The organism is Rhizobium sp. K33 (assembly GCF_056501445.1).
In genome coordinates this window covers 3,534,284-3,557,500 of sequence record NZ_CP096478.1, presented here as the reverse complement: position 1 = coordinate 3,557,500, position 23,217 = coordinate 3,534,284, and the positions used below count along the sequence as shown (strand labels likewise).

Genomic DNA, 23,217 nt, shown 5'->3' with positions numbered 1-23,217 from the left:
GCTAAAGCCATGCACCGAAGCTGAGGATGTGCAGCAATGCACGTGGTAGCGGAGCGTTCCGTAAGCCTGTGAAGGGAGACCCGTGAGGGCTCCTGGAGGTATCGGAAGTGCGAATGTTGACATGAGTAACGATAAAGAGGGTGAGAGACCCTCTCGCCGAAAGACCAAGGGTTCCTGCTTAAAGTTAATCTGAGCAGGGTTAGCCGGCCCCTAAGATGAGGCAGAAATGCGTAGTCGATGGGAACCACGTTAATATTCGTGGGCCTGGTGGTAGTGACGGATTGCGTAACTTGTTCATTCTTATTGGATTGAATGGGCGAGGAAGCGGTTCCAGGAAATAGCTCCACCGTACAGACCGTACCCGAAACCGACACAGGTGGTCAGGTAGAGTATACCAAGGCGCTTGAGAGAACTATGTTGAAGGAACTCGGCAAATTGCACGCGTAACTTCGGAAGAAGCGTGACCCCTTTGCACGCAAGTGTAATGGGGTGGCACAGACCAGGGGGTAGCGACTGTTTATCAAAAACACAGGGCTCTGCGAAGTCGCAAGACGACGTATAGGGTCTGACGCCTGCCCGGTGCTGGAAGGTTAAGAGGAGAGGTGCAAGCTTTGAATCGAAGCCCCAGTAAACGGCGGCCGTAACTATAACGGTCCTAAGGTAGCGAAATTCCTTGTCGGGTAAGTTCCGACCTGCACGAATGGCGTAACGACTTCCCCGCTGTCTCCAACATAGACTCAGTGAAATTGAATTCCCCGTGAAGATGCGGGGTTCCTGCGGTCAGACGGAAAGACCCCGTGCACCTTTACTATAGCTTTACACTGGCATTCGTGTCGGCATGTGTAGGATAGGTGGTAGGCTTTGAAGCTCGGACGCCAGTTTGAGTGGAGCCATCCTTGAAATACCACCCTTATCGTCATGGATGTCTAACCGCGGTCCGTCATCCGGATCCGGGACAGTGTATGGTGGGTAGTTTGACTGGGGCGGTCGCCTCCGAAAGAGTAACGGAGGCGCGCGATGGTGGGCTCAGACCGGTCGGAAATCGGTCGTCGAGTGCAATGGCATAAGCCCGCCTGACTGCGAGACTGACAAGTCGAGCAGAGACGAAAGTCGGTCATAGTGATCCGGTGGTCCCGTGTGGAAGGGCCATCGCTCAACGGATAAAAGGTACGCCGGGGATAACAGGCTGATGACCCCCAAGAGTCCATATCGACGGGGTTGTTTGGCACCTCGATGTCGGCTCATCGCATCCTGGGGCTGGAGCAGGTCCCAAGGGTTTGGCTGTTCGCCAATTAAAGCGGTACGTGAGCTGGGTTCAGAACGTCGTGAGACAGTTCGGTCCCTATCTGCCGTGGGTGTAGGAATATTGACAGGATCTGTCCCTAGTACGAGAGGACCGGGATGGACATATCTCTGGTGGACCTGTTGTCCTGCCAAGGGCATAGCAGGGTAGCTATATATGGAAGGGATAACCGCTGAAGGCATCTAAGCGGGAAACCCACCTGAAAACGAGTATTCCCTATCAGAGCCGTGGAAGACGACCACGTTGATAGGACGGGTGTGGAAGCGCAGCAATGTGTGAAGCTTACCGTTACTAATAGCTCGATTGGCTTGATCGTTCTCATTGCTTGTGTTCATCGAAGATGAACAAAAGCCATCTGTTTTGTCCTCACGCTGTCGCATCCTTCGGATGCTTCGCTGCGGACGGCGCGCCAAACTCTTGGCGACGGCTTATCAGCCTGTATGGGTGCCATACCCATCGCTTGAAAAACAAAAGACGTGTTCAAAAAAACAGGCGAATGCCTGCCAGCTTCTCAATTGATTGCCCTTAGCCGACCTGGTGGTTATGGCGGGGTGGCTGCACCCGTTCCCATTCCGAACACGGCCGTGAAACGCCCCAGCGCCAATGGTACTTCGTCTCAAGACGCGGGAGAGTAGGTCGCTGCCAGGTCTGCTAAAGGCAATCAAAATCTTCTCAACACACACTCGGCCCAAGCCGAAATCTTAGGGCCGCTCTCAAAGCGGCCCTTTCGCTTTAAAAAGTCTTTCATGCGTCAGAACAGCCGTTCGACGCTCTTGGCGCGGGGTGGAGCAGCCCGGTAGCTCGTCAGGCTCATAACCTGAAGGCCGCAGGTTCAAATCCTGCCCCCGCAACCAAAAAAAACCCTCCATAAACGCCGATCTCGCAAAAGCCCGTCGGCACAGGCCAACAGCGGCGCCAGCCGGTAAAGCTGTTGATGTCACACGACAGGTGACAGGCCAGCAGGTCCCGATCCAACTGCGCCTTGAGGCTTAGTTCCATCTCTTGCGCCTTCTCCTTGGCTTGATGGGCCGCAATCTTTCCTTTGGCGAGATTCGACTGCAGCGCTCTTACCTCCTTAAGGAGCACACAGCGGTGTTCGTCGTGACCTTGCCCCGCTGAACTAATCCATTTTGAAGTAAGCTCTGGCCCATCGAGAGGACCAGAGAATGAAGCGCAACCGTTTCACGGACGAACAGATCATCGGGATACTGAAGGAGCACGAGGCAGGCACGTCGGTCTCGGAGCTTTGCCGCAAGCACGGCGTCAGCGATGCCAGCATCTATAAATGGAAAGCGAAGTTCGGCGGCATGGACGTGTCCGAAGCCAAGAGGCTGAAGACGCTGGAAGACGAGAACGCGAAGCTGAAGCGGCTCCTGGCGGACGCAATGCTCGACAATGCGGCTTTGAAGGACCTGTTGGGAAAGAAGTGGTGACGCCCGCAGCAAGGCGGAAAGCTGTCGTGCATCTGATGGATCACCACCAGATGAGCGAACGGCGGGCGTGTAAAGCCAGCGGCTTTTGCCGAATGACGGTCCGTTACGAAACCAGGCGCAGCGACGATGATCGTCTTCGCGAGCGAATGAAAGCATTGGCGCATGAGCGCCGTCGATTTGGCTATAGACGCATCCACGTGCTGCTCAAGCGCGAAGGGCACCGTGTGAACCACAAGAAGCTCTTCCGGCTGTATCGGGAGGAGAAGCTGACGGTGCGCAAGCGCGGCGGCCGGAAACGAGCGATCGGCAAACGTGCGCCGATGCTGGTCCCGATGACGGCCGATGATCGTTGGTCGCTGGACTTCGTGTCGGATCAACTCACCGATGGCCGCAGGTTCCGGGTGCTGACGATCGTCGATGATTGCACCAGGGAATGCCTGGGCCTCGTCGCCGATACATCGCTCTCGGGCCTTCGGGTTGCTCGTGAGCTGGATCGGATCATCGAGAAGCGTGGCAAGCCTAAGATGATCGTCAGTGACAACGGGAGCAAGTTCACCAGCAACGCGATCCTGCAATGGACTGACCAGGTCAAGGTGGAATGGCACTACATCGCACCGGGCAAGCCGATCCAAAACGCCTTCATCGAAAGCTTCAATGGCCGACTGCGGGATGAACTCCTGAACGAGACGCTCTTCTCGTCACTGAGCCATGCCCGATCAGCGCTCTCAAGCTGGCGTAGCGACTACAACGATCATCGACCACATTCCGGCCTCGGCTGGCTGACACCGGCCGAGTTTGCCCAGACCATCAACCCGCGACGTGATGCGGTGCTGCGCAGCCGGAATGGCTCCGCACCGCAACCCGCCGCTACCGCCCACAATGCAGCAACCCAAAATCGCCGGAGCGAATTCAAAACCGGATAAAACTTGGGGGCAAGGTCAGTCGACGCCGCGGAATGGCAGATCGGCGCGACACGCATCAGTTTCGAACCCGCGGATCTCAACACAAATTCTGAAAAGCGCGCACCGGGCATGCCCGTTGAAGTCTATAGCGAGACTGGAGAGCGAACCGTCATCTCTTGCCTTGCGAAACCGTTCGTGGATCAAGGCATGAAGGGGTCCGGGAGGAGTGACAAATTGGGCGGCTGGAGAGCCGCCCAGTGTTGATCGCCTTTTCAGACTTACTTGGCCAAGCTGGCCTTGATTTCGGCCACTGTCCCGGACTCCATCTGGCCGACTGTCGTCACTTCTCCATCGGTGATCTTCCACAGACGGAAGGGGCCGGTGATGTCGCCGTATTGGTCGAAGCTCACAGGGCCGATGACGCCTTCATATTTGATCGGCTTGCCGTCCTTGAGCAGACTGAGCGCCTTCTCGAATTCGGCCTTGCCGGCGTAGATCGGCGTGCCGCCGGGTGCTGTGACTTCCGAAATCGCCGTCTTGATCGCGTCCTTGTCGGCCTTGCCTGCCTTGGCGATCGCGAGAGCCACAATCGCGCCGGCATCATAGGAGCGGTCTGCTGCCGGCGCCGATGGCTCGATGCCGCCGGAGAACTCCGCGTAGTTCGCGTTGAAGTACTCGGTCGAGGCCGTCGGCGTGGTACCGGAAGATGTGCCGTATGCCTCGTTCAGATATTGCGGGCCGACGCTGGCGATGAAGTCCTTGGAGTTCATGCCATCATTGAACAGGAATTTCTGGACGCCGCCGCTGGAAATCCAGGCGCGGGCAATCGTTGCTCCGTCCACCGGCGTGGAGATGAGATAAAGCGCATCCGGCTCACCTTCCATGGCAACCGACGCTTCTGACGAGTAGCTGGCCTGCTTCTCGTTATAGGGTGTCGTCGAGGTGATCGCGCCGCCAAGCTTGGTATAGGCCGCGGTAAACTCCTGCATCAGGTTGTTGCCGAAGTCGTTGTTGACGTGAATGATCGCAATCTTCTTCATGCCCTGGTCGAGCGCGTATCTCGCTGCGGCTGTTCCTTGCAGGGCGTCAGATGTGATGGTGCGGAAGAACACACCATTGGTCTTGCCCTCGCGGCCGAGGGCCGTCAGCGTCGGGGAAGAGGATGCCGGAGATACCTGAACGACACCGGCAGGTGCGGTGACGGAGGTGAGGATCGGGATCGAAACCGAGGAAATGATGCCGCCGATGACGACCGGCACCTTCTTGATGTTGACGAGCTGTGTGGCCTGATCCACGGCGACATTGCCCTGGCTCTGGCTGTCGCGCGTGTCCATCACGAGCTTGCAGCCATCAACGCCGCCCGCTTCGTTGAAGTCACGGAAGGCCATTTCGACGGATTTTGCGCCGGCTTTGCCGTATTCGCCTGCGGGGCCGGTGAGCTCCATGACCACACCGACGGTGATGTCGCATTCCTGCGCGAAGGCCGGTGCAGCACCGACCGCAAGGCCGGCAAGCATGGTCGATGTCAGAACGAGGTGTTTCAGTTGATTTCCCTTACTCATGTCATTCCCCTTTGTTGAGATTATATTTCATGATGCTGCCGTGGCGCCCGGTGCGGTCCCGCTCGAGCGTGTAGACGTCCCCTTCCAGTTCGCGCGCGCCGGCCATGGCGGTCTCGATCTCCGCCAGATCGGCATCGGACAGGATGACATCGGAGATGGCGAGGTTGGAGGCGAGGTGATCGCGATTGCGCGCGCCGACGATCACCGCCGTGACGCCTGGCCGGCGGAGCATGGCGGCACTGGCAATCGTGGCGATGTCGGTCGCATGACGGTCCGCCACCTTGCGAAGCGTTGCAAGCAATGCCTGAAACAGATCCCAGCCACCGAGATCGTCGATGATCAGCTTGTATTTGGTCAGCGAACGGTTCTCGAGCGGATGCTCTGGCTCCGTCTTGCCAAGCCAGCGATCGGAGAGGAAGCCACCGGCGACCGTGCCGTAGCAGAACAGCGCGAAATCACGCTGAGCAGCGAGCCCGACCATGCGCTTTTCGGGGCGCCGGTCGAGCAGCGAATATTGCAGTTGCAGCGAGGTCAGCGGGATCCCGCCATCGAGGATCGCCGTGACATGCTCGCTGTCGAAATTCGTGGCGCTGATCTTGTCGATCCGCCCATCGGCTTGCAGTTCCTTCAGCCAGCCGAGCGTGTCCAGCCAGGCTGGCATTGCATAGTCCCACCAGTGAAACTGGACGAGATCGAGCCGCTCCATGTTCAGCCGCTTGCGCGACGTGTCGATCACGCCTTCCACATAGGATCTGGTGATTGTCGGGAGAACGCCGAGATCGGGTACGAATTTGGTGTGAACGCGAATGCGATCGAGTCCGGCCTGGCCGTGCAGGTCGCGGTAGCGCAGCCTGAACCGTCCGATCAGATCTTCCACGCCTGTGTAGATGTCGGCGCAGTCGAAGGTGGTGATGCCGGCATCGGCAAAGGCCACCATATCCTCGATCGCCATCTCCGCATCGATGGCGCCATGGCCGCCCGCCAGCTGCCATCCGCCGCGGATGACGCGGGAGATTTCGTAACCGGGGGCTATGGAGATACGCTGCATCTTATTCTTTTCCTTCGAGGGGCACGGCCGTCGTTGCGGCATGGCTGAAACTGCGAAGCCCGGTCCGGCGAATTCTCAGGCGGGTTGAGCAGTTGGGATCCGGACAGGCGATCTCCGCATCCGTTGTCATCCAGTCATGCGCATGGGTGGGGCGTTGCTTGGCGGCGAGAAGGGGAAGTACGGAGGCGAGCGAATAAATCGAGATGCCTTGTCCTGGAGGAAGATAAAGCATCTCGCCCTGCAGCTCGAAATAGTCGCCTGGCCTGGCGCCGCAGTAGACGGCGCCGTCTTCGGAGATCACCACCTCGACACGCAGATCATAAAGCTCGAAAGTATCATCTTTAGCGCCCATCGATTTCCCTCACGCTGCTTCGTCGCCAGCGTCGAGGCGCCCTCGCACGAGATCGAAGGAGCGTCCGATGTCGTTGGAAAGCGCGTTCACGGCAGCCTCTTCATCGCGTGCTTCGAGAGCAGCGATCAGCGTCCAGTGGTGGTTCGTCGCGGCAAGGCCGCCTTGTTCGTCATGGATATGGGCAGCGGCCCGGACCACCGGGCCGGACTGGAGCCAAAGGCTCTCGACCATCGGGATCAGCACACGCGAGGAGGCGGCGCGATAAATGTGGAAATGGAAGCGATGATTGATTTCAGAGGTAACGGGGCCGACGTCCTGGCCATGCCGCTCAAAGGCTGCCTCGCAATCCCGGTTGATCTGTTTCAGGCTTTCGATGTCTTCCGCCGTCAGCCTGTCACAGGCGAGCGCTACCAGACGCCCCTCGATCAGGATGCGGGCGCGCTCCAGGTCATCGAGACGTTCACGGGTGATCAGGGGGACCCTAACAGAGCGATTGGGCAGGGCCTCCAGCGCCTGTTCGGAGACTAGGCGGCCCAGCGCTTCGCGTACCGGCATGGTGCTGGTTTTCAGGCGGTCCGCCATGTCGACGATCCGCAACATGTCGCCTGCGGCAAAGCCGCCATTGATCAGGGTGCGGCGCAACTGCTCGTAGACGCGATCCTGGAGCGTCTCGCGGCCGACAGGCGTCAGCAGATCATCCGACTGGGCGATCGTATCCGTCATTCCGCCTCAACTCCCCGGAAATATCGGTTGATTTTCGCGTCTGCGTAAAGTTTGATCAAACATCACGGATCAAATCAAGGCTCATTTTGGAAGCGACAGTCGTGCATCCCCCATCACCCGCGTCCCTTCCAACGGCCTCGTTACCGCCAGCCATCGAAGCGCGGCATGTGACGAAGCATTTTGACGGGCTGACCGTGGTTTCCGACATGTCGCTGCAGCTCGCCAAGGGAGAGATTCTCGGCCTGATCGGTCCGAATGGTGCAGGCAAGACCACCATGTTCAATCTGTTGGCTGGCAGCCTCAAGCCCAGCTCCGGCGGGATCTTCATCGAGGGGCAAGACATTTCCAGCCAAGCGCCCGAGCAGCGCATCGCGCATGGTGTCGCACGGACCTTCCAGATCCCACGTCCATTCTCCGAAATGAGCGTGCTGGAAAACGTGCTGGTCGGCGCTCAGAAGCAGACGGGAGAACGGCTGTTTTCCAATTTTTTCCGGCCGGGCCTGGTGCTCCGCGAGGAGAAGGCGGCGCTTGAAAAGGCACATGTCATGCTCGAGTTCGTCACGCTCTCGCGGCTTGCTCATGAACCCGCTCGCGTGCTGTCCGGCGGGCAGCGCAAGCTTCTGGAACTCGCGCGCGTCCTGATGGCCGACCCGCAGGTGATCCTGCTCGATGAACCGGCCGCCGGCGTAAACCCTGCCTTGCTCGAGGTGATCATGGATCGTGTGGTGGCGCTGAACGCGGAGGGCAAGTCCATACTGCTCATCGAACACAACATGGACATGGTATCCAGGCTCTGCTCGCGCGTTATTGCGATGGCGCTCGGCAAGCTGCTGGCCGAGGGATCACCGGCGGACGTTTCCGCCAATCCCGCCGTCGTCGAAGCCTATCTCGGTGGTGGTGCATGACAGACGCCGTTCTTGCAACCTCGGCGCTGGTCGCAGGCTACGAGCCGGATCTTCCCATCGTTCGCGGCGTCGATCTTGCGGTCGCACGGGGCGAACTCGTCGTGCTTCTTGGCCCGAACGGTGCGGGCAAGTCTACCTTGGTCAAGGCGATCGCCGGCATGGTGCCTGTGCATTCGGGCCGGATCCACCTTGCCGGACGGGACATCACGGACGTCGCGCCCCATTGCAAAGTGGCGGAAGGTCTGGCCTTCGTGCCGCAGACGGACAATGTCTTTGCCAGCATGAGCATTCTGGAGAACCTGCAGATCGCAGTTTCCCTGCTGCCGAACAACGCGCGCCGCCTTGCCATCGAGACGATGTTGACCCGTTTTCCCGATCTCGCAATCCAGCCGAAGCGTCTGGCAGGCGCGCTCTCCGGTGGGCAGCGACAGATGCTGGCCGTGGCGCGGGCACTGGCCCTGGATCCGCCGGTGCTGATCCTCGACGAGCCATCTGCCGGTCTTTCCCCCAAGATCGTCGGCGAAGTCTTTTCCATGCTCAAGCGTATCAATGGTGAGGGCGTGACGATCATTCTGGTCGAGCAGAACGTGAAGGCGGCCATGGCGATTGCCGATCGTGCCGTGATCTTGGCTGAGGGCGTTATTCGGCACGAGGGCACACCGGCGGAGCTCGCCGATGATCCGCTGATCGGGCAGATCTATCTTGGGACCACAGGCCGTGCAGCCGACGGGGTGTCGAGATGAACCCGCAATTCCTGATGGACGGGCTGATTGCAGGCGCAATCATCGGGCTGGGCGCCGTCGGCGTTACCCTGACTTACTCGATCCTCCGCTTTGCCAATTTCGCCCATGGCGAGCTCTTATCCTGGGGCGCCTATCTCGCACTCGGCATCAGCGGTGCCCTCGGCGTGCTCGGGGCAGGGATGACGACGCCGCTCGGCCCGTTCTCCTTTGGTTGGTCGCTTCCGATCGCAGCGCTCCTCGCCATCGCACTGACGGGGCTACTTGCACTGGCGGTGGATGCGGCACTCTTTTCGAGTTTCCGGCGACGCGGCAGCGCCATCATCATCATGGTGATGGCAAGCTTCGGTGCATCGCTTGCACTGCGCAGCTTGCTCGAATTCCTGTTTACCTCGAAGCCCGCCTATTTCAGCCAGGCGCTGCAGATCGCCATGAAGCTCGGCCTCGGGCTCAGAGCGACGCCGGACCAGCTGGCGATGCTGGTTGTGTCGCTGATTTCGGTGATCACCGTTCACCTTGTCATGACGCGGACCGATATTGGCCGGGCGATGCGCGCCGTCAGCGAAAACCCGGGCCTTGCCGGTATCGCCGGAATCGATGTCCGCCGGGTCATCCGGACGGCCTGGTTTCTCGGTGCAGCACTGGCCTGTATCGCCGGCATCATGAGCGGGCTGATCATCCAGATCCGCCCCTATCTCGGGCATGACCTGCTGCTGCCCTTGTTTGCAGCCGCGATCCTCGGCGGTATCGGTTCGGTCCCCGGTGCCATGATCGCCGGCCTGCTGATCGGCCTCGCCGAGGCCTTCACGGTCCAGCTCATTGGCGCAGAATGGCGTGCGGCAGTCTCCTTTGCCATCCTGATTGCGGTCCTTCTCGTCCGGCCCCGCGGCCTTTTTGGAAAAGCGACATGAGCATCGATCTAATCGCCTATGGCGCCTTCTTCCTGACCATGGCCTTTACCTATGCGATCATTTGCCTGGGGCTGAATATTCAGTGGGGCATGACAGGCCTGTTCAATGTCGGCATCGCGGCCTTCGTCGCGGTCGGGGCCTATACGTCGGCCATCCTCACCACTCCTGATACTGCGGAACGCTTTGGCGGTTTCGCACTGCCGATTGCTGTTGGCTGGTTTGGGGCTGCCATCGTCTCGGGAGCGTTGTCCTGGGCCGTCGGCGCGCTGACGATCCGGTTGAGGTCGGACTATCTCGCAATTGCGACCTTCGGCGTCGCCGTCACCGTTCAGCTCTGCATGCTCAATCTTCAGAGCGTGACCGGGGGAGCCTTCGGGATCGGCTTCATTCCGCGTCCCTTTGCTGATCTGCAGGGTGATGCACTGCTTTTCAGTCTCGCCAACTGCGCTCTCATGGCGCTTGTCGTGCTGGTGCTCTATTTCGGTCTGCAGCACCTGTCGCGCAGCCCCTGGGGACGCGTCTTGCGGGCGATCCGCGAAGACGAGGCGGCCGCTCAAGCGCTCGGCAAACGGCCCGTTCGCTTTCGCCTGCAGGCCTTTACCCTCGGCGGCGCGATCATGGGCCTTGCTGGCGCTGCTCAGGCACATTTCATCGGCTTTATCGCACCCGACAACTACATGCCGGTGCTCACCTTCCAGGTCTGGGCCATGCTGATCGTCGGCGGCTCGGGCAACAATCGCGGTGCGATTGCCGGCGCCATTCTCGTCTGGGGGCTCTGGGCGCTCACGGCCGCTGCCGTCTCCGCCTTCGTGCCGCCCGAAGAGCAGGCGCGCGCTGCCGCCTTGCAGATCGTCGCGATCGGCCTGGGGCTCTGCCTGATGCTGCTGCTGCGGCCGCGCGGCCTGTTCGGCGAGGTGAGCCCGCTCGCGCGCCTCAGCCGCAGCAAACAACCCTGATCATCAAGGAATCACGCCGTGTCCCAGCATCCCGAACGTACCACGCTCACGCCGGACCTGTCGATCAGCCGTCTCGTCTGCGGCCTCTGGCAGGTTGCGGACATCGAAAAGGATGGTGCCACGGTCGATCCGGAGCAGGGGGCTGATGCGCTTCAGGCCTATGCGGAGGCCGGGTTCGACAGCTTCGACATGGCCGATCACTACGGATCGGCCGAGATCATCACCGGCCATCTCCTGAAGCGCTACGCCGCTGGCGAGAAGCGACCGGTGGCATTCACCAAATGGTGCCCCGAGCCTGGTCCGATGACGCGCGACGTGGTGCGACGGGGCGTGGAGGACCGACTTACCCGTCTCGGCGTCGACAAGGTTGATCTTCTGCAGTTCCACTGGTGGACATTCGAACATCCGGCCTGGCTCGATGCCCTGCATGAAATGCAGGCGATGAAAGAAGAGGGGCTGATCGGCGCTGTTGGTCTTACTAATTTTGATGCAGCGCATCTCAACGTCGCGCTCTCTGATGGCATCGACATCGCCAGCAACCAGGTGTCTTTCTCCCTGATCGACCGGCGCGCCGCCGGCGACCTCTCGTCGCTGTGCCTCAAGCGTGGGGTGAAGCTTCTGGCCTATGGCACACTCTGCGGCGGCTTCCTGTCGGAGAAATGGCTCGGTCAGGCGGAGCCTGCGTCGATTGCCGACTGGAGCCGCTCGAAATACAAGCGCTTCATTGATACCGCCGGCGGATGGAGCGTCTATCAGGGTATTCTCACTGCGGCATCCACGATCGCCCGCAAACACGGGGTCTCGATCTCGAACGTCGCCAGCCGCTGGGTTCTCGAACACCCGGCCGTTGCCGCTACGATCATCGGGGCCCGGCTCGGTGAGAACGAGCATCGCAACGACAACCTGAGGGTCTTCACCTTCGCACTGGATGCGGAGGACCGGGACCTGCTCGACAGCGCCTTCGCTGAGGCCACACCCATTCCCGGCGATTGCGGCGATGAATATCGAAAGCCGCCCTTCTTGACCGCATCCGGTGACCTCAGCCATCACCTCGATGCGATCCCGTCCGTCTACACGGCCGTTCCCGTACCAGGGCGTGAGAACCGGATGCGTGTTTCCTCCGGCAGCATCTGGGAGCCGCTGGCCGGTTACAGCCGGGCCGTGCGGATCGGCGATCGGATCCTGGTATCCGGCACGACGGCGACCCACGGCAGTAACCGTTGTGTGGCGCCTGGCGACCCTGGCGCGCAGGCGACCTATATTCTCGACAAGATCGCGGCTTCCATCTCTGCTCTCGGCGGTAAGATGGAGGATGTCGTCCGCACGCGCATCTATCTCAAAGATGCGTCAAAGTGGGAGCCAGTCTCTCGCGCGCATGGCCGCTTTTTTTCAGACGTGCTTCCAGCCAACACCCTGATCGAGGCCGGCGCTTTGGTCGGTGACTATGAAGTCGAGATTGAAGCGGAAGCGGTGGTTTAGGTTTTCCTGGCGAGCTACTTGAGAGCAGCGCTGCCTGTCTCTCTAGGGCGTTAGTGAGGCGACCGAACTGGTGTCCGCAATCAGGTTCGAGCGCTTGCGGCTCTGATACTCACCGCGCGCTTCTTTGATGAGCGATCCGTCTTCCATAATCGTCTGACCACGAACGAGCAGCCGTACCGGCCAACCTTGAAGCTCGAGCCCCTCGTAAGGCGTGTAATCGGCGCCGTGCTGGAGGATCTGGTTGGTCAGGGTGACCTTCTTCCTCGGATCCCAAAGCGCGATGTCGGCGTCCGATCCGATCGCGATTGTGCCCTTTTGCGGGTACATGCCGTAGAGCTTCGCATGGTTGGTAGATGTGACGGCCACGAAATGGTTGATGTCGATCCGGCCTTTCATCACGCCTTCGGAAAAGAGGATCGGCAGACGGGTCCCTACGCCGGGAATGCCATTCGGGATCCAGCGGAAATGCCGCTTGCCCTTCTCGTTCAGCTTGCCTTCCGGATCGTCGAAGCGGAAGGGGCAATGGTCAGAGGAAAAGAGGTCGAAGACGCCCTGTTCGATCCCCTCCCAGCAGGCGTCCTGGCTCGCCTTGTCGCGCGGTGGCGGAGAGCAGACATATTTCGCGCCATCGAGGCCCTCGAGTTCCAGATCATCCGCGGTCAGCATCAGATATTGCGGGCATGTCTCGCCGGCGATCTTTTGGCCACGCTGACGAGCCCTCCGGATTTCTTCCATCGCCTCGCGGTTCGAGACATGCACGATGACGATCGGCACATCGACGATTTCGGCGAGCGAGAGCGCCCGATGCGTTGCTTCGCGCTCGGCAGCCACGGGTCGGGTCGTGGCATGATATTTCGGCGCGAGTTTCCCCTCTTCCTCGTGGCGACCGATCAAATAGCGGATGGCGTCTTCGTTCTCGCAGTGGACCATGACCAGCGCGCCTGTGCGGCGTGCGGTGTCCAGCGTTGCCAGGATTTCGTCATCGCGCAGACGCAGACCCTCATAGGTCATGAAAACCTTAAGCGATGTGTAGCCATCCTCGACAAGCGCCGGCAATTCCTGGCCGAGCACCTCCGCCGTCGGATCCGTGATCACCAGGTGGAAGGAGACGTCGACATGGCACTTGCCCTCGGCCTTCGCGTGATAAACCTTGAGTGCCTCGCGCAGGGACTGCCCCTTTTCCTGCATGCAGAAGGCAAGCACGGTGCTGTTGCCGCCGATGGCGGCCGAGCGTGTGCCGCTGTCGAAGTCATCGGCCATGACAATGCCTTCGCCGGAGGGCTGGTCGAGATGGACGTGGCTGTCGATACCGCCGGGGAGCACGAAGAGGCCGGTGGCGTCGATGACGTCATCGGCGTCTGTCAGGCCGGTCGCGAGCGCGGCGATCCGGCCGTCCTTGATGCCGACGTCGCAGACGAAGGTATCGCTCGCTGTCACCACCGTTCCGTTGCGGATCACCGTATCGAAGCGCATCCCGTCCATCCTTTCGTGTTGGCTCTCAGCTGGCCTTTGCCATGCCCGCTTCCCCGGCCAGAATGCGGTCGAGAGCAGCCGTGAAGCGATCGACTTCCTCGATCGTGTTGTAATGGACCATGGAGACGCGCAGCATGCCGCCGTGGTCGGTGAGGCCAAGATATTCGGCGAGCCGGCGAGAGTGAAAGTCGCCGAAGCGCATGGCGATCTTTTCCGCGTCCATCGCCTTGCAGAGGTCGGCCGCCTCGCGTCCATCGAAACGGAAGGCGATCGTCGGTACGCGCTGGCTCTCCCTGTTCACGGATTGGCCGACGATCATGCAGTCGTTGCGCGAGCGCAGATAGGTCAGCAGGCGTTCGGTGAGTGCGTCTTCCTGGACCGTGATGGCGCGATATGCGGCCTCGATCTTCTGCCTGACCGAACCGGTCTCCCCGGCCTGTTCGCCGAGAGAGACGAGGTAATCAACGATCCCGCAGGTCGAATAGGCGAGCTCGTAGTTCGGGTTGCCGGGCTCGAGCTTACCGGGGACTTTGTCGTAGCCGTAGAAGTAGTGATAGAGCGGGTCGAGCGCGAGGAGCAGATCGTATTTGCCGTACATCAGCGCGTAATGCGGCCCATAGGTCTTGTAGAGGCTGAACACATAGTAATCCACGTCGAAGGCCTGGACGTCGACGGCGCGATGCGGGGCATAGGCGACGGCATCGACGCAGATCCTGGCCCCACGGGCATGGACGAAATCGGCGATCTCGCGGATCGGATTGATCGAGCCCAGAAGGTTCGAGCAATGGGTGACGCAAACCAGCCTGGTTTTTTCGGTCATGAGGGCGCCGAGATCAGCCAGGTCGAGCGTCAGGGTCTCCTTGTTGAGCGGCCAGATCTTCAGCACCACGCCGCGTTCCTGCAGGCGATCCCAGGGACCGATATTGGATTCATGGTCGGAGACCGTGATGATGATCTCGTCACCCGGCGACAGCTGGCTGTGCATGGCGCGCGCCAGGTTCTGCAGGAGTGCCGTCGTCGAATTGCCGAAGACGATTTCTTCGGGGCGGTTGGCATTCACGAGATGCATGGCGGCCGTGCGGGCCTCGTAAAGGGCTGCCGCTGCCGCTTGCGAGACCTCGTAGGATCCGCCGATCTGGACATTCTTTTCATAGAGGAACGTGTTCATGCGTTCGACAGCGCCTTTGAGGATCTGCGATCCACCGGCATTGTCGAAGAAGGTCCATCCGCGGGAGAGCCCCGGGAACTGGCTTCGCACATAATCGAGATCGAGCGCCTTCTGGTCTTGGGTCGCCATGGCGGGGTGTCCTCCGGTCTTGTTCTTGTTCAGTGGTTGAGGACTGCGCGCAGGAAGCCGCGCGTCCGTTCGTGTTTGGGGCTGTCGAAGATGTCTTCCGGCGGTCCGCTTTCGACCAGACGGCCGCCATCCATGAAGATCACCCGGTCGGCAACCTGGCGGGCAAAGCCCATTTCATGCGTCACGACGATCATGGTGACGCCGGATCCCGCAAGCTTGCGCATCACGTCGAGCACTTCGCCGACCATTTCCGGATCGAGTGCCGATGTCGGCTCGTCGAAAAGCAGCACCCGCGGCTCCATGGCGAGCGCCCGGGCAATGGCAACCCGTTGCTGCTGACCGCCGGAGAGTTGTCCGGGAAATTTCTCCGCCTGCTCTGAAATCCCGACGCGGGCGAGAAGATCGCGCGCCTTGCGCTCGGCTTCCTTTTCCGGCGTGCCGCGGACCCGCATGGGAGCGAGCATGACGTTTTTCAGAACCGTCATGTGGGGAAAGAGATTGAAGGACTGGAAGACCATGCCCACTTCGGCACGGACCTTGGCCAGGCTCGGGCCCGGCTCGACGGTGATGCCATCGACCGTGATGCGGCTTTCCGGCGCGAAGGCTTCCAGATGATTGATGCAGCGGATGAGCGTCGACTTGCCCGAACCCGAGGGGCCGATGACGCAGACGACTTCTCCCTCGGCGATGTCGAGGTCTATCCCGTGCAGGACGGTGAAGGTGCCATAGGCCTTGGTGAGGCCGCGGATGGAGATGAGCGGCGCGTTGGTGGCAGTCATCAGCGTTTCCCCCGGCTGAAGTGTTTTTCAAGGCGCGAGACGACCGCGACCATGGGCCAGAGAAGGGCGATATAGATGAGAGCGGCGCCGATCAAAGGCGTCGGATTGGCGGCAAGCGCCTGGGCCTGGGTCGCCTGCTTCAAGAGATCCGGCATGGCGACGACGGAGGCAAGGGCCGTGTCCTTCATCACGTTGATGCAGTTGTTGGTCAGTGGCGGAATGACGATGCGAATTGCCTGGGGCAGGATCACGTCCACCATGGTGTGGCGGTTGGAAAGGCCAAGTGCTGCCGACGCCTCGAATTGTCCATGCGGGATGGCTTCGATGCCGGCGCGGAAGATTTCTGCCGTATAGGCCGCCGACACCAGCGAGAGCGCCGTGACCGCCGACAGGAAGGGTGAGAGGCGAATGCCGACAAAGGGAAGCGCGTAGTAGACGACGATCAAAAGCACCAGCAGGGGGATCGAGCGGAAGATGTCGATATAGATCCGGATGAGGAGCTTGATGAAGGCGGGCGCATAGAGGCGGGTGACCGCGAGAAAGAGACCGCCTGCCAGACCGACGAGAATGCTGGTGACGCCGATCTGCAGGGTGACCACGAGACCCCAGAGAAGAGCCGGAAGGCTGTTCATGAGGACGTCGAGGTTGAAGAAGGTATTGATGAGTGTCATGCCGGACCGGCTCCCATGGCAGGCCGGCGGAACTCTTGCGCTCCGCCGGTTGCGTTTCGAGCTTACATGGCCTTGGGCATGTCGAGGACGGTGACGGTCGAGGTCGTGTCCTCAGCCTTGGCGCCGAACCAGGTCTCGTGCAGCTTTGCGATGAAGCCTTCCTGCTTCAGCGTGGTGATGACGGTGTTCACCTCGGCTGCGAGCGGATCATCCTTGTTGAACATGATCGAGTATTTTTCGCCGGTCGGGATGCGCTCGACCACCTTCAGTTCCGGCTTGTCCTTGACGTAGTAGAGAAGGGCCGGGATGTCGGAGATGTAGCCGTCGATCCGGCCTGCGACCAGATCGAGCATGGCGGGCTGGAGGCCTTCGAAGCGGCGGATCTCGCCGAGCTTGTATTCGCCCTTGTTGGCTTCGGCCCACATGTCGCCAGTCGAGCCGGTGTCGACGCCGACAACCTTGTCGCCCATGTCCTTCAGACCCGTGATGCCGGAGGCGGCAGTGACCGTCAGCGACTGGTCGCTGTCATAATAGGGCTGGGCGAAGGAGACCGATTCGAGACGTTTTTCGGTGATGGTGATCGACGAAATTGCCATGTTGATGCGGCCCGACTGAACCGCCGGGAAGAGGCCGTTGAAGGGCGTGTTGACGAATTCGACCGTCTTGCCGAGGCGCTTGGCGATTTCGTTGACGAGGTCGACCTCGAAGCCGGTGACCTTGCCGCTGGCGTCTTCGAATTCCCATGGGACATTGCCGATATTGGCACCGACCGTCAGGTCGGCGGCATGGGCGCTGGTGGAGAATGCGGCGAGAAGCCCGGCAAAGAGCGTCGCCTTGAATGTCGTGGAGCGTGTCATGAGAGTTCCCCTTGTTTTTTGAACGTGACTCAATCTACATTGGTCTAACTGGTCAGACCAGTCAGGCCAAACAAGCATGCTGCTTTCCGCTTGGCAAGGGGCGGCCGGAAAAAATACACTTGCCGCTTCGAGACAGGCCGCCGGGGAAGGGACCGCATGTTCAACAAGACGCTCGTGCCGCAATCGGTGGCACGCGAGATCCAGGGCATGATCCAGTCCGGGCAGCTGAAGCCGGGCGAGAAGATCCCGTCACAGCGGGAGTTTTCCCAGAAATTCGGGATCAGTCGCGCCTCCCTGCGTGAGGCGCTTCTGACGCTGGAAACCTTAGGTCTCCTGAAGACGGAGGCGGGCAGGGGGACCTTTGTCGCAAGCCCCTCGGTCTCCGATGCAGGCGTGAGCGGGCATATGGCGCCCTGGCGCTATTCGGACAGCTATTCCGTCTTCGACGTCTTCCAGACGCGCATCCTCCTGGAGGGGGAAATCGCCAGGCTGTCCGCCGGGCGCCTCACGCAATTGCAGCTCGACAAGATGGAGCGGGCGACGCAGACGATGGAGGACTGCTGGGCCAACCAGGATCTGCTCGCCAATGTCGAGGCGGATCTGGAGTTCCATGGCGTTATCGTCTCCGCCTGCTCCAATGCCATGTTGAAGGCACTCTATCAGACCGTGCGTGACCAGGTGACCGAGACGCAACGTCAGCCGATCCCGATCACCGATCCCGAGCGCATGCGCGAATCGATCGGCGAGCACCGCAAGATCATCGCGGCCCTCAGCGCCAATGACGGGTTGCGGGCAAAGCACGAAATGGAAACCCATATCCGCAACACCGCCCGCTGCGCCGGACTGGAGCCGTAAGACGGGTCTGTGGGGCGAGCAGCCGGAATGACGGCTGCGGGGCCTGTCGCGATTTCCTCGACACACTTAGCTGAACGGCTGGCTGCGGGTGGCGACTTCCGCAACAACTGTTTTCGACCAGCCGATGAGGGCCGAGCGCATGCCGGTTGAGAGTTCCGAGCGTATGGGATCAATCGGCTCATGATGCCGATAGGCGAGGCTGGATGGGCCTCCCAATCCAGTCGTGCTTGAAACATTCCAAATGTGATGATTAGCTTAATCATTGCTGCCGGGAGGGCAGGCGATAAACGTCTTTGGGGCAACATTGGGAGGTAATTCATGGATCGTCGTAGCTTTATCCGCAATGCGGGCACAGCCGGTGCGGGCGTCGCCGCGTCTGCCGTTTTTGCGGCACCCGCCATCGCGCAGGAGAACCCGAAAATTACCTGGCGGCTGACATCATCTTTTCCGAAGGCACTGGACACGATCTTTGGTGCTGCAAGCGATGTGGCCGAACGCGTCAAGGCGGCCACCAACGGCAACTTCGAGATCCAGGTTTTTTCGGCCGGCGAGATTGTGCCGGGGCTTCAGGCCAACGACGCGGTCGCTGCCGGTACCGTCGAGATGGCTCACACCGCCAACTACTATTATTGGGGCAAGGATCCGACCTATGCGCTGGCCACAGCCGTTCCCTTTGGCCTCAATGCGCGCCTGCAGAACGCCTGGTTCTATCAGGGTGGCGGCAACGAACTGCTGAATGAGTTCTTCGCCACCCAAAACCTTTATGGCCTGCCAGCCGGCAATACCGGTGCGCAAATGGGGGGCTGGTTCCGCAAGGAGATCAATACGGTCGACGACCTCAAGGGCCTGAAGATGCGGATTGGCGGCTTTGCCGGCAAGGTTGTCGAAAAGCTCGGGGTCGTACCGCAGCAGATCGCGGGTGGCGACATTTACCCGGCGCTCGAGAAGGGTACGATCGACGCCACCGAATGGGTCGGGCCCTATGATGACCAGAAGCTCGGTTTCTTCAAGGTTGCGCAGTACTACTACTATCCGGGCTGGTGGGAAGGGGGCGCAGCGCTCCATGCCATGGTCAATCTGGAGAAGTGGAACCGCCTTCCTCCGCATTATCAGGCGATCCTGCAGGATGCCTGTGCCTTCGCCAATGCCAATATGCTGGCGAAATACGACGTCAAGAACCCGGCTTCCGTCAAGGAACTGGCGGCGTCAGGCGCCGTTTTGCGCCCGTTCAGCCAGGAAATCATGATGGCTTGCTACGAGGCGGCGCTGTCCACCTATGCCGAGATCAATGCGTCGAACGAGCGTTTCAAGAAGATCTACGATAGCCAGCTGGCATTCAAGAAGGAGGCCTATCTCTGGATGCAGTTGCCGGATTACACCTTCGACACTTTCATGATGATGCAGCAGCGGGCAAACAACCTTTGACGGATGGTTAGCCTGAACGGTGTTGGCCCCCTGATGGGGGCCAATTCTTGCTCCAAGACGGTACCGGGCCGGCGTTGATGAGCAGGACTTCCGAGGACCTTCGGCCGGAGTTGAACCGGCTGCCAACGCTAATGCGGCTTACGAGGCGCCTTCTGACCAAGGGGTGCTCTTGGGCGGCTCGTATTCGTGTCCGCCATTGGCTGTGCCGGAGCAGCCGGAGAGAACCAGCAGCAGTATTACGGTGATCGTGCGCATATGCTTTTGCCTTCAGTTTTGGCGTCACCGTTGCAGTGATGTCTTAAGGAATTGCGAAGGAGCGCCTGCTTTGCATGGTGGCCGGTCATGGACCGGGCCGTTACCTCATGCCTCAGCCTTGGGCGCCGCGGACTTGAGCTGCGCTTCGCATTGGTTCGCCTCGTTGAGCTTCTTCGCCAGCCAGTCGACGAAAACCCGCACCTTGTTGCTCAAATGGCGTGTCTGTGGATAGACGATGTAGAGCGGGACGGGATCCCGCGGCCAGTCGGGCAAGATTTCGACGAGTTCGCCGCGATCCACATAGTCCCGGACAGTGAAGGCGATGGCCTGGGCGACGCCGATGCCGGCAACGGCTGCGGCCATGTAGCTCCTGAATTCATTCACCGAGATCACATAATCCAGCCTGACTTCGACCTCTTCGTCTTCTTTGCGAAACTGCAGCGGGAACACGCGGCCTTCGTAGGCTTTCATGTAGCCGACGCCGAAGTGCCCGTTTTCGAGATCGCGCGGGTGGCGGGGGAACCCCATCCGCTCGAGATAGATCGGCGAGGCATAGGTGCGCAGTTCGAGGTCTGCCACTTTCCGGGCCACAAGCGACTGGTCCGTCGGAGTGCCCGCCCGCAAGGCGCAGTCGATATTCTCGGCGACGTAGTCAACGATCCGGTCGCCAATATCGAATTCGAGCTGGATCTTCGGATAGCGCGTGTGGAAGTCGCACAGGGCCGGCATGATGATGCGATCGGCAAAGGCACCGGAGAGAGCAACTCTCACCTTGCCTGATGGCTGCGCCTGCGAGCTGGAGAGACTTCCATCGAGCTCGTCCAGCTCCGATAGAATACGCGCAGCGCGTTCGTAGTAGAGCGCCCCATCGGTCGTCACCACCACTTTGCGGGTGGTCCGGTTCAAGAGCTTGGTCGCCAGATGCGCCTCCAGAGCCTGAACCGCAGTGGTGACGGTGGTCTTCGGCATCTTGAGCGAGTGGGCCGCCTTGGAGAAGTTGCCGGTCTCCACCACTCTCGTGAACACCCGCATGGCCGATAGCTGATCCATTATACGCCTTAGCTCAATAAGAGGGTTATTATTCGAAATTCCGAAACAGAGCTCTCGGATTTGCAAGACTTGTGCCGCTTCGGTGGATAATAATATAAAGACCCAACAAGCGGAAGCTGAATTCAGCAGATGACCACGGACTAGCATGAGCAAGGAATGGCAGAGCGGAGAGGACGGAGAGATACGGTTTCCCTTGCCGTTCCGCGTCTATGACGGGACTGGCAAAGGAAAGCGCCGGCCGCTCGTTTTGTACTTTTCCGGCAATGCGTTCGGTGCAGCTCCATCGCGTCTGGGGGATGCACCGGCCGCAGCGGCCATGGCAGAAGCCGGCGCATTGGTCGTGGAAGCCGATTTTGGCGGGCCGACGCGCAACCTGTTTCCAGGGGCGCTCGAAAAGGCTTTCGAGGCGTTGAAGCATTTGTTTGCCAAGCGCAAGCGCTTTGCCAACCTGCATTCTCCGGTGCTGGTTGCCGGAGATGAGGCGGGCGGGAACCTCGCTGCGAGCCTCGCTCTGAAGGCGCGTGATGCCATGCCGGGAGAGCTCGCGGGGCAGGTTCTTCTGTCTCCCATGCTCGATCCCCGCATGGTGACAGTGTCCTTTCGCAGAGCCGATGCGATCGGGCTCCAACAACGCTGGTCGGACGGCTGGGACCATTATCTGGCCCAGGCGAGCGACGGCCAGCATCCCTATGCTGCCCCGTGTCTGTGCTCGCGGCTGATGGGAGCGGCTCCCGCCCTGGTCGTGACGTCGGATGACGATCCGCTGCGCGACGAGGCCCTGGATTATGCGGCACGTCTGCAGTCGTCAGGCGTGTCCGTGAAAACCAGACTATTGCCCGACCATCTCGGATGGACAGGGCTTTACCATGGTCGAGACGGCGAATGGCATTCGCAAGTCTCGACGGAGTTTTCGCAGTTCCTGCAGGAACTGCCGCACTGACGGCGGGCTCCCAACCCGCTTCCACCACATAGCGGTTCCAGGCGAACCGAAGGAGACGATCATGACCGCAAGGATCAGGAACGCGGCCCTATGGGGTTCCGCGATGGCGACAGCTTTGGCAATTGCCGGCGTCGTCTATTTCGAACCAACCTGGGATGCGCACGCTGCATCGACGGAAACCACATCCGCACCACCGGCGGTGCCAGTCACGGTCGCGACAGTCCAACCTCGACCGGTGCAGGTCTGGCGTGAGGTCTCCGGCCGCTTCGAGGCCGTCGATCGGGTCGAAATCCGCTCGCGCGTCGCAGGTGCGATCCAGGCCGTCCATTTCCGCGAGGGCGGCGATATCAGCCAGGGTGACCTGCTCTTCTCGATCGATCCTGAGCCCTATCGCGCCGTGGTCGACCAGGCACGCGGCGCGGTGGCATCCGCCGAAGCGCGGCTGGTGCTTGCCGAGACGGAACTCGAACGCGGCAACGCGCTGCTTGAACGCAACACGATTTCTCAAAGCGAAGTCGCCCAGCGCAAGAGCACGAAAGCATCGACCGAAGCCGAGCTGCAGTCTGCCAAGGCGGCCTTGAAGCTCGCCGAACTCGATCTCGCCTATACCGAAATCCGTGCGCCGATTGCAGGTCGCATCGGCACCTTGGATGTCACCGTCGGCAATCTGGTTGCCGCCGGCCCCTCTTCGCCCTCCCTGGTGACGCTGGTCTCGGTCGACCCGATCTATGCAAGCTTCACGATCGCCGAAGACCATCTGCGCGATGTCCTGTCGACCCTGCCGGCCAATGATGCAGGCCTGCTGCTTGAGCAGATCCCGGTCGAAGTCGAGGCGGCTCCGGGAAGCCCTCCCATTCCCGGTCGGCTGCAGCTGATCAACAACGAGATTGACGCAGCGACGGGGACGATCCGCGTGCGCGCCGTCTTCGACAATCCTGATGGCCGCCTCATTCCCGGACAGTTTGCGCGCATCCGGCTCGGCCAGGCGAAGGCACAAGACCGCATGACAATCTCCGAACGCGCTGTCGGGACCGATCAGGACAAGAAATTCGTCTTCGTCGTCGCCCCCGACAATACGGTCAGCTATCGGCAGATCGAGCTTGGCGCTGCGGTTGATGGCCAACGGATCGTGGAAACCGGCCTTGAGGCCGGAGACCGGATCGTGGTGAGCGGCCTGCAGCGCATTCGCCCCGGCGCCGTGGTCGCGCCGCAGGAACAGACAGCTCTCAAGAATTGATCAGCCAGGTGGCAAACGAAGAGTTTTGACGTCTTCGTCAGAGCGCTTCGCCACCACCCAGCAC

At 60.6% G+C, this 23,217-nt stretch carries 20 protein-coding genes, 1 tRNA gene and 2 rRNA genes (1 of these 23 running past the window's edge); 13 read left to right on the top strand and 10 right to left on the bottom strand.

Going from position 1 to position 23,217, the window contains the following annotated elements; genetic code table 11:
- The 4 genes from M1E12_RS17165 to M1E12_RS17150 all read left to right on the top strand — a co-directional run.
- A 23S ribosomal RNA gene (locus M1E12_RS17165) occupies positions 1-1,619 on the top strand (it extends 1,180 nt beyond the left edge of the window).
- 217 nt (positions 1,620-1,836) lie between these two features.
- Positions 1,837-1,951: ribosomal RNA gene (gene rrf / locus M1E12_RS17160) — 5S ribosomal RNA — on the top strand.
- A gap of 129 nt (positions 1,952-2,080) precedes the next feature.
- Positions 2,081-2,157, top strand: a tRNA-Met gene (locus tag M1E12_RS17155).
- Positions 2,158-2,469: 312 nt separating this feature from the next.
- Positions 2,470-3,659 (top strand): IS3 family transposase gene (locus tag M1E12_RS17150; protein WP_479562699.1). Its coding sequence is split into 2 segments (ribosomal slippage): positions 2,470-2,719 and positions 2,719-3,659, totalling 1,191 coding nucleotides; the frame shifts between segments, so codons are not numbered across the junction.
- A 257-nt stretch (positions 3,660-3,916) separates the two neighbouring features.
- Here M1E12_RS17150 and M1E12_RS17145 read toward each other — a convergent pair.
- From M1E12_RS17145 to M1E12_RS17130, 4 genes are read right to left on the bottom strand one after another with little or no spacing between them, the layout of a single operon-like run.
- Positions 3,917-5,155 carry an ABC transporter substrate-binding protein gene (locus tag M1E12_RS17145; protein WP_479564908.1) on the bottom strand — a complete coding sequence of 413 codons (1,239 nt, stop codon included), beginning with the start codon at positions 5,153-5,155 and terminating at the stop codon, positions 3,917-3,919.
- A 46-nt stretch (positions 5,156-5,201) separates the two neighbouring features.
- Complete coding sequence (locus M1E12_RS17140) at positions 5,202-6,248, bottom strand: aldo/keto reductase (protein WP_479562698.1); 1,047 nt, start codon at positions 6,246-6,248, stop codon at positions 5,202-5,204.
- Position 6,249: 1 nt separating this feature from the next.
- Positions 6,250-6,600: a TIGR04076 family protein gene (locus M1E12_RS17135; RefSeq protein ID WP_479562697.1), complete on the bottom strand. Its 351-nt coding sequence runs from the start codon at positions 6,598-6,600 to the stop codon at positions 6,250-6,252.
- Between the two features lie 9 nt (positions 6,601-6,609).
- Complete coding sequence (locus M1E12_RS17130; protein WP_479562696.1) at positions 6,610-7,323, bottom strand: GntR family transcriptional regulator; 714 nt, start codon at positions 7,321-7,323, stop codon at positions 6,610-6,612.
- Between the two features lie 167 nt (positions 7,324-7,490).
- On the opposite strand from M1E12_RS17130, the gene M1E12_RS17125 reads away from it, so the two are divergent.
- From M1E12_RS17125 to M1E12_RS17105, 5 genes are read left to right on the top strand one after another with little or no spacing between them, the layout of a single operon-like run.
- Positions 7,491-8,228 carry an ABC transporter ATP-binding protein gene (locus tag M1E12_RS17125; RefSeq protein WP_479562695.1) on the top strand — a complete coding sequence of 246 codons (738 nt, stop codon included), beginning with the start codon at positions 7,491-7,493 and terminating at the stop codon, positions 8,226-8,228.
- A complete protein-coding gene (locus M1E12_RS17120; RefSeq protein ID WP_479562694.1) occupies positions 8,225-8,971 on the top strand; it encodes an ABC transporter ATP-binding protein in 747 nt (248 codons plus the stop codon). The genes M1E12_RS17125 and M1E12_RS17120 overlap by 4 nt, the downstream gene beginning before the upstream one ends.
- Positions 8,968-9,879 carry a branched-chain amino acid ABC transporter permease gene (locus M1E12_RS17115; protein ID WP_479562693.1) on the top strand — a complete coding sequence of 304 codons (912 nt, stop codon included), beginning with the start codon at positions 8,968-8,970 and terminating at the stop codon, positions 9,877-9,879. Before M1E12_RS17120 ends, M1E12_RS17115 begins: the two co-directional genes overlap by 4 nt.
- A complete protein-coding gene (locus M1E12_RS17110) occupies positions 9,876-10,835 on the top strand; it encodes a branched-chain amino acid ABC transporter permease (RefSeq protein WP_479562692.1) in 960 nt (319 codons plus the stop codon). Before M1E12_RS17115 ends, M1E12_RS17110 begins: the two co-directional genes overlap by 4 nt.
- A gap of 18 nt (positions 10,836-10,853) precedes the next feature.
- The gene (locus M1E12_RS17105) at positions 10,854-12,314 is read left to right on the top strand and encodes an aldo/keto reductase (RefSeq protein ID WP_479562691.1); all 1,461 of its coding nucleotides are present in this window, start codon (positions 10,854-10,856) and stop codon (positions 12,312-12,314) included.
- 42 nt (positions 12,315-12,356) lie between these two features.
- On the opposite strand, the gene hydA is transcribed toward M1E12_RS17105, so the two are convergent.
- The 5 genes from hydA to M1E12_RS17080 all read right to left on the bottom strand — a co-directional run bounded on the left by hydA (position 12,357) and on the right by M1E12_RS17080 (position 17,391).
- Positions 12,357-13,787 (bottom strand): dihydropyrimidinase, encoded by a 1,431-nt coding sequence (gene hydA / locus M1E12_RS17100; protein ID WP_479562690.1) that lies wholly within the window; start codon positions 13,785-13,787, stop codon positions 12,357-12,359.
- Positions 13,788-13,812: 25 nt separating this feature from the next.
- Positions 13,813-15,084, bottom strand: coding sequence for a cysteine desulfurase-like protein (locus M1E12_RS17095; RefSeq protein ID WP_479562689.1), 1,272 nt, complete (start codon positions 15,082-15,084; stop codon positions 13,813-13,815).
- A gap of 29 nt (positions 15,085-15,113) precedes the next feature.
- A complete protein-coding gene (locus M1E12_RS17090) occupies positions 15,114-15,863 on the bottom strand; it encodes an amino acid ABC transporter ATP-binding protein (protein ID WP_479562688.1) in 750 nt (249 codons plus the stop codon).
- Positions 15,863-16,534 (bottom strand): amino acid ABC transporter permease, encoded by a 672-nt coding sequence (locus tag M1E12_RS17085; protein ID WP_136542123.1) that lies wholly within the window; start codon positions 16,532-16,534, stop codon positions 15,863-15,865. Before M1E12_RS17085 ends, M1E12_RS17090 begins: the two co-directional genes overlap by 1 nt.
- A 62-nt stretch (positions 16,535-16,596) precedes the next feature.
- Positions 16,597-17,391, bottom strand: coding sequence for an ABC transporter substrate-binding protein (locus tag M1E12_RS17080; RefSeq protein ID WP_479562687.1), 795 nt, complete (start codon positions 17,389-17,391; stop codon positions 16,597-16,599).
- A gap of 156 nt (positions 17,392-17,547) precedes the next feature.
- On the opposite strand from M1E12_RS17080, the gene M1E12_RS17075 reads away from it, so the two are divergent.
- Both M1E12_RS17075 and M1E12_RS17070 read left to right on the top strand, forming a co-directional pair.
- Entirely contained in the window at positions 17,548-18,246 is a 699-nt protein-coding gene (locus M1E12_RS17075; RefSeq protein ID WP_479562686.1) for a FadR/GntR family transcriptional regulator, read from the top strand.
- A 318-nt stretch (positions 18,247-18,564) separates the two neighbouring features.
- A complete protein-coding gene (locus M1E12_RS17070; protein WP_479562685.1) occupies positions 18,565-19,671 on the top strand; it encodes a TRAP transporter substrate-binding protein in 1,107 nt (368 codons plus the stop codon).
- A gap of 360 nt (positions 19,672-20,031) precedes the next feature.
- Here the strand turns inward: M1E12_RS17070 and M1E12_RS17065 are convergent, their stop codons facing one another.
- Positions 20,032-20,976 (bottom strand): LysR family transcriptional regulator, encoded by a 945-nt coding sequence (locus M1E12_RS17065; protein ID WP_113462407.1) that lies wholly within the window; start codon positions 20,974-20,976, stop codon positions 20,032-20,034.
- A 145-nt stretch (positions 20,977-21,121) separates the two neighbouring features.
- Here M1E12_RS17065 and M1E12_RS17060 point away from each other — a divergent pair, with 145 nt between their 5' ends.
- Together M1E12_RS17060 and M1E12_RS17055 are read left to right on the top strand one after the other, a co-directional pair.
- Entirely contained in the window at positions 21,122-21,916 is a 795-nt protein-coding gene (locus M1E12_RS17060) for an alpha/beta hydrolase fold domain-containing protein (protein WP_479562684.1), read from the top strand.
- A 61-nt stretch (positions 21,917-21,977) separates the two neighbouring features.
- Positions 21,978-23,153: an efflux RND transporter periplasmic adaptor subunit gene (locus tag M1E12_RS17055; RefSeq protein ID WP_479562683.1), complete on the top strand. Its 1,176-nt coding sequence runs from the start codon at positions 21,978-21,980 to the stop codon at positions 23,151-23,153.
- Positions 23,154-23,217 lie beyond the last annotated feature (64 nt).